At 52.1% G+C, this 5919-nt stretch carries 10 protein-coding genes and 1 pseudogene; all 11 read right to left on the bottom strand.

Annotated elements, in window-relative coordinates; translation table 11 throughout:
- Window positions 1–196: 196 nt before the first annotated feature.
- Window positions 197–370: a hypothetical protein gene (locus JCM11216_RS20180; protein WP_243676431.1), complete on the bottom strand. Its 174-nt coding sequence runs from the start codon at window positions 368–370 to the stop codon at window positions 197–199.
- 94 nt (window positions 371–464) lie between these two features.
- The gene (locus JCM11216_RS13705) at window positions 465–1133 is read right to left on the bottom strand and encodes a hypothetical protein (RefSeq protein WP_243676430.1); all 669 of its coding nucleotides are present in this window, start codon (window positions 1131–1133) and stop codon (window positions 465–467) included.
- Window positions 1134–1337: 204 nt separating this feature from the next.
- Complete coding sequence (locus JCM11216_RS20175; protein ID WP_243676429.1) at window positions 1338–1523, bottom strand: hypothetical protein; 186 nt, start codon at window positions 1521–1523, stop codon at window positions 1338–1340.
- A gap of 38 nt (window positions 1524–1561) precedes the next feature.
- On the bottom strand, window positions 1562–1936 hold the full coding sequence (locus tag JCM11216_RS20170; protein WP_243676428.1) for a hypothetical protein: 375 nt from the start codon (window positions 1934–1936) through the stop codon (window positions 1562–1564).
- Window positions 1900–3036: a hypothetical protein gene (locus JCM11216_RS13695; protein WP_243676427.1), complete on the bottom strand. Its 1137-nt coding sequence runs from the start codon at window positions 3034–3036 to the stop codon at window positions 1900–1902. Before JCM11216_RS13695 ends, JCM11216_RS20170 begins: the two co-directional genes overlap by 37 nt.
- A gap of 4 nt (window positions 3037–3040) precedes the next feature.
- The gene (locus JCM11216_RS13690; protein WP_054854560.1) at window positions 3041–3577 is read right to left on the bottom strand and encodes a hypothetical protein; all 537 of its coding nucleotides are present in this window, start codon (window positions 3575–3577) and stop codon (window positions 3041–3043) included.
- A complete protein-coding gene (locus JCM11216_RS13685) occupies window positions 3564–3926 on the bottom strand; it encodes a hypothetical protein (protein WP_243676426.1) in 363 nt (120 codons plus the stop codon). The genes JCM11216_RS13690 and JCM11216_RS13685 overlap by 14 nt, the downstream gene beginning before the upstream one ends.
- 89 nt (window positions 3927–4015) lie before the next feature.
- Window positions 4016–4516, bottom strand: a complete 501-nt coding sequence (locus JCM11216_RS13680) for a hypothetical protein (RefSeq protein ID WP_054854559.1) — start codon at window positions 4514–4516, stop codon at window positions 4016–4018.
- The gene (locus tag JCM11216_RS13675) at window positions 4498–5421 is read right to left on the bottom strand and encodes an ATP-binding protein (protein WP_243676425.1); all 924 of its coding nucleotides are present in this window, start codon (window positions 5419–5421) and stop codon (window positions 4498–4500) included. Before JCM11216_RS13675 ends, JCM11216_RS13680 begins: the two co-directional genes overlap by 19 nt.
- A 78-nt stretch (window positions 5422–5499) precedes the next feature.
- Window positions 5500–5763: a type IV secretion system DNA-binding domain-containing protein gene (locus JCM11216_RS20165; protein WP_243676424.1), complete on the bottom strand. Its 264-nt coding sequence runs from the start codon at window positions 5761–5763 to the stop codon at window positions 5500–5502.
- Window positions 5724–5919, bottom strand: a pseudogene (locus JCM11216_RS13670) (hypothetical protein); the annotation flags it as partial. The pseudogene JCM11216_RS13670 and the gene JCM11216_RS20165, both read right to left, overlap by 40 nt.

Genomic DNA, 5919 nt, shown 5'->3' with positions numbered 1-5919 from the left:
ACCTATTGCATCAATGCCTTGATGCGGTTGCTAGTTAATTATTCTGCAACTCCCTAGGATCTACTTACTTATTTCCTACGTTGCTTGGTTTACCCATTGATCGCTTGTTTCAGCAATTGCTTGAACAACATTCTTTGCTTTATCCGTCAACAATAGAATATTGGTCATTTCTGCCTAGGGGCTGCTGGATGTCTTGCTAGCTTAGGCATTGCCCGCCTCCTCCCTTCCTGCCTTCCCTCCCGTCGTTTCCTCGGTTGGTTCTTTGGATCTCAAGCCCCCCCATCACCAGCCGAGGAACGACACCCCCCCCGGCACCATCGGAATCCCGGTGCTCGTGATCCCAAGCCCCCCCCACAGCACCCCCCCTCATGAGCCGGGAGCCCCCCCCTCACCAGGGGAGCCACCGGCTCGAGAGGGATTGGGGGAGGAGGGGAGAGACAGAGAGGGAGGGTGGGCAAAAGCGTTTAATCCTCGAGTAGCCACCATGGCAATCTGCTTGGTTCAATACTCACGTTGTACTTCCTGGCCAGCCTCTGTAGCTCGCTCAGTACTTGCCTTAGTTCGGCGTTGTAGAGCCACAGTTCTTGGCAGTCGATTTCCTCACCCTCGAGGACGACTTTACCATCCCTGCACTTCCTCATTAACTCCTCAACCCTACTTATTTGAGCCGTTAGGTCGCCGATACCGGCGTTGACAACCCTCGAAATGATGAATTCATCATTCGCATCACCCAATGCCTCATCCTTAACACGGCTTAGGGCAGTTTCGTAAATGAGCCTCGCTAGGTCGCTCAGCAAATTCTCCCTAACATCGACCCTCGTCACATCGACCTCCTCGACAATAGACTCCACGTACTTAACCCCCCCATAAGCCTTGACTAACGGGTGTAGCACCGAGGCCACACTCACCAATGCCCTGATGTACCAAGTCCTAAGGCACTTGATGGCTTTGCCGTCAAACCGCCAATTAGAGACATCAAACTTACGGCAACCCCCCCTGGTGAAGAAAGCCCTAACACCACGCTCATTAAATTCACGAAGGCGCCTAAGTAGTAAACCAGCAAGCCTAATGGACTCAACCCACGCATTCATACTAACCCCCCCTATACCCAGCCCACGGGCACCTTGAATCACCCCCCCCGAGGAATTCGCCCGGGCAAACCCCCCCAGGCGATCTACCTCAGGGGCTCATCACCACTAATCAACTTAGGCAACCCACTTTATAAGGCGGTTAAGGGCATCAAAGGCGATGCATTTATTAACCCCCCCAACCAGCCTCAGCCAATGACTGGGCGGGGGCGGTCCGCCCGGGCTCAGTGCGTGGGTTCCTTTCACAAATCAACTGAGTTCCCACACATCAGGCCCGGGCATCACCCACCCCAACCCAGCCCCCCACCCAAGGCTGGTAGGGGGGGCAGTCAACCGGGCCTTGGCATCGAAGGCGATGAGTTTATTAAGCCCCTTTAGCCAAACCGGGTCCTTGGGGGGGCCGGGGGGGTGGGTCGGCCCGGGCAGTGTCAGCACGTCGTCCCATCTTCAGTGTTCCGTTCGTGCCGTGGACATCAACCCGCCCGGGCTTCATCCCCCCCACCCCCCCAAGCCAACCCCCCCGACCCAGCTGGCTTGGGCGGGTCAGCCCGGGTTGACTGCTTATTGCTGTTCTTATCAATGCATTGGATTCCGTAGTTCATCAAATCACTGCAGTAACGCTTGAAGCGCTTGTCGAATAGGATGACCTCGACTTCGTTTTCATTTGGTAGTAACCTGCCTATTGCTTGGACGCTCTTCATAACGACCAAGTCAATTGCCTTCAAGCCCCCCCTAGCCTCCAGGCGCCTCATGACATTGCTTGGCAATAAGGGCAGTGTTAGGAGCACTACCCGCCTGTAGCAGTTAAGCCTTACGCCCTCGGCGTATTTGCCGAAGAACCTGAGCACGAGGTTTCTTTTACAGACATCATCCTCCTAATCTCATCCTCGTAGACCGCGTTTTCGAGGAAAACCTCCTTACTCGATGTAGTGAATACCACAGTCGGCAAACCATCACTGAGCAATTCACTAAGCCTCTTGGTGACCTCGCCCCCAAGCCTATCAATGTTCTCAGTCGTCATGACTAGGTCACCAACCACAGCCTTGATTACTCGATTAGGCTCGACCTTGACGACGGGTATCGAGCTCAGCACTGAGGGTGGCAGCGTTGCTGACATCAGCAACACCTTCTTGTCGCTTGGCAGTTCAAGTCCCTCGAACTTGACGCCAACCAATGAGTCTGAACTATCGTCAAAGTAAACGATTGAAGACTCAATGAGCGACACGAGGTCATCGAGGCTGATTAACTCGCTGGCCTCGCCATCCATGGCTATTGTTAGGAGTAGCTCACTCAAGACGCCTTTAACTAGCTCGGCATTCCTAACATCAACATCCTCAATCCCAAGCCTATCGAGCAGGACCTCAATACTCCTCCTCGGTATTGAGACTACCCTCGGAATCACCGCGTTGTGAGCCTCGTCAATAACAACGCCATTAAACCTCTTAACGAACTTACCGAGCCTTGAGTAATTCATCAAAACGACTAGGTCCTCAAACTCACTAATCAATTCCTTGATTAAAGCCTCCTGCACATTGTATGGGCATACTTGGCCTTGCTCGGCTATTTCCTTAACCTCGGTGTAGTCCGAGGCGTTGGTTAATGCCTTAACCAGTGGCTTGGGCACTGGCTTGTTGAATTGGCAGAATCCGCATGGCTTACGAATAATGAAGTCGCTGTGCCTAAAGCCCCCCCTAAGGCAAAGCCTCTCCCTACCAGTCGATAGGAACTGCCTAACACCGAACACCCTCAACGCATTACCGGCTTGAACCAAGGCATTGATTAGGCTCGAGGTCCAAACCCACTTGCCGCCAAGGCTCTTAATCACGAATGAGGCAACGAAGGACTTACCCCAGCCGGTCGGTGCCTGCAAGCCAGCGACACCACGCTCACCGAGCAAAGCCAGCAATTTACTCGCCACATCCAATTGATCAATCCTCAACTCAGCCATACAATCACCTCCTCAGGAGCACCGCAACGGCGATTATGATCAGCGGTATCAACCATGGGGCCAATTCGAAAGCCAATGCAATAATCACTGCTGTGCCAACGGCAATGCCTAGGAGTAGTATTACCGCCTTCCTGGCGCTATTCCTCCTCCTCTTGAGCTCGACCTCGTTTATTTTGTCGATTATGAACCACCTAAGCCTATTCTCAACACCCTCAACCTCACGCCTAACAAAATCAACAACGCTGGACTGATTAGATTGACTACTGATTAATCGCCTAAGCTCGTTGATTTCTTTGCCAAGCTCATCAATCCTCCTAACCACATCGTCTATGTTGCTTCTCGAACCAACCTCACTGAGCAACTGCCTCCTCAAATCCTCGATTTCCCCCCCAACGAGGAGTTTAACCAACTCCTTCCTAACCCTCTCAATATCTCTGGACCTCACGGAGTCTAGGTAGTCGAGGAGTTCATCCCTAAACTCCTCAAGCCTCTTATCAACGTACTCCTTAACCCTCATGAAGTCATCATCACTGCTTGCCATCACCACCCACCCTCCTGACTATGTACGTGCCCTTGCGCCTATAGACGATCTCGTAGCCGTTCCTAGCCAACTCGGCCATCAAATGCCCAGTGACTATGGCGATCAAGGCTCCATAAGCCTTGTCCTCACCGAGGTGTCTAGCCAAGTACCTCCTGAGGGTAGCCGTAGTGAACTTGTAAAGGCCATTACTGTCCCTAACATTCAACTTAAGCCTAGGCAGTTCCTCGGCAATGAAACGCCTAAGCAGAGGCAAAGCCCTACCTAGGTACTTGGCCCCATAGCCATTACACCCAGGACCGCGCCAAGACTGCGGAGAGCCCAGCCACCTTGAATCACCCCCCCCAACCACCCGCCCAGGCTCACCCCCGGGTGGTTTGGTCAGGGGGGGCTCACAACCTCCAATAAAAATAATATAATGAATTAATAAGGGCGGGGGGGTTAGGCTAGCTTGATTTTGCATGGCACTGGCCCTCTGTACCTATCCGCCAGTGCCTTGTCTGCGTTGTATCCTGACTTGAGTAGTATGCCGTGTATTGCGTGTGATGTCTTTGGCTTTCCCATCCTTAGCCAGTTCCTAGCCACAATCCAAAGCACACCGTGTAGGTAGGCAATGTTCCTAACCACATCGGCATCAGTGACTGCCCTAAAGGGCGTTGCCATCGGATCCGCATTCACGACCTTATACGCGTACCTAGGGACACCAAGCCTCCTCAGGAAGTAATTAACAACATCCATGTACATTGATGGGTAAGCAGTATGCAACTTAATGCCCTGGTTAACAGCCTTAACCAAGGCATCAACGCCGGCTCTAACGTACTCGAGACTCTTAATCGAGACGTTGCAATCGCCTATCTCGGCAGTTGCGTAACCAATGATTGCGTAATCACCGAGTATTAACTCCCTAGGCTCTATGAAAAATGCTAGGGCCTCCCAATGCATTCCCAAACACCCCCCCCAAGCCTCTCGAGCATCCTAGCCTCAACAAACCCATACTCCCTAATGACCTCGAGCCTAATGCCTTGAGCCTCGGCGCACCTCCTAAGCGTGGTCGTGCTTGTTCTTGGCTTTACCTCCGGGTCAACCTCAATGGTTATTAGGTTGTATGGTTCCCTGTGCTCACTCCTCAATTGCTTATTCGTTACGTGTAGGTGCATTATGGCCGTTAGAGGCCTCTCCCAGTGGGCTGGCGGTATTGCTGTCCAGGTCTTCTCCGCATTGTAATATGCGTCCCTACCGTAGTGTGCCTTGAAGCCTGGTTCCCTGAAGATCACGTTCTCTGGGCTGAAGTAGAGCACGGGGAATTCAACAAACAACTTATTCATCGAAATGAACTCCCTAGGTATGTCAAACGGTGATTGAGTAATCAACGCGAAGTAGCGGTTGTAGTTCCTACCGACCCTAACGCTCGTTGTCAGTGTCGACTCACCAAGCCTGAAGTACAAATGAGCCTCATCAATCACTAGGATCAAGTTCCTGGCCTGCATTGAGTTGAGCACGGCCAATAGTGAGAGCACGTAGAACCACCTCTGAATAGGCGACAACCAACTCAGGTCAATACCCACTGACTTGCCTACTAACTCTCCGTTGATTAAGCGATTAATGATTGGGTGGGTCTTGCTGAAGACCCAGTGGTTTAGGTAGGTGAGCCTACGTATGAGACCCCCCCTAGCACTGTTAACCTCATCCTCCCTCGCAAAGGCACCACTGTTTACCTGACCCTCCAGGTACTTAATCAACTTGCCAATAGAGACCTCATCAACAGCCTGCTGTGCAGGCTTGCTATCCTGCTCATCAATTGATTTACCGCTTAATTCGTTGAGTGATTTCATGAACATGAACTCCATGGCGGGGGGGTCATGACGTATGGGAGCCTGGGGAACCTCATGGTCAAAACCTCCTCAATGACGTCAAGAGCCTCGACATCATTTAAGTAATCCAGCGGGTTGAAGGGGGTAAGGAGCGTGGTAGTCAGTGAATCCCTCGTAAGTACCAGCAACATCAAACACAACAATCGTGTAGCCACACGGCACGTTAGAGAGGGCATTCTTGATCAGTGTGGTCTTACCGGTGCCTATTGAGCCGAAGATGAGGGCGTGGGTCTCATCAAAAACCATGAAGTGAAAGAGATGCCCAGCAGGATCATTAATCAAATCCCTAATGCCAGGCCTACATGGATCGCTAACCAAGCCCACTTGGTTGGCTTGACTAACCCACGGATTAACCTGGCCTTGCCTCCTTCCCCCAGGGCATCATTGTTAACGCTCAAACGCCTTATAAGGGTTAGTGCCTTGGCTGTGGCCCTAATGGTCATGTCTGAGGGGGGGTTGTAGACCACATACCCC

The sequence above is a fragment of the Vulcanisaeta distributa JCM 11216 genome (assembly GCF_001315985.1).
Lineage (GTDB): Archaea > Thermoproteota > Thermoprotei > Thermoproteales > Thermocladiaceae > Vulcanisaeta > Vulcanisaeta distributa_E.
Note: the sequence above shows the minus strand (reverse complement) of the source record. Positions and strands in the feature narration are given on the sequence as shown.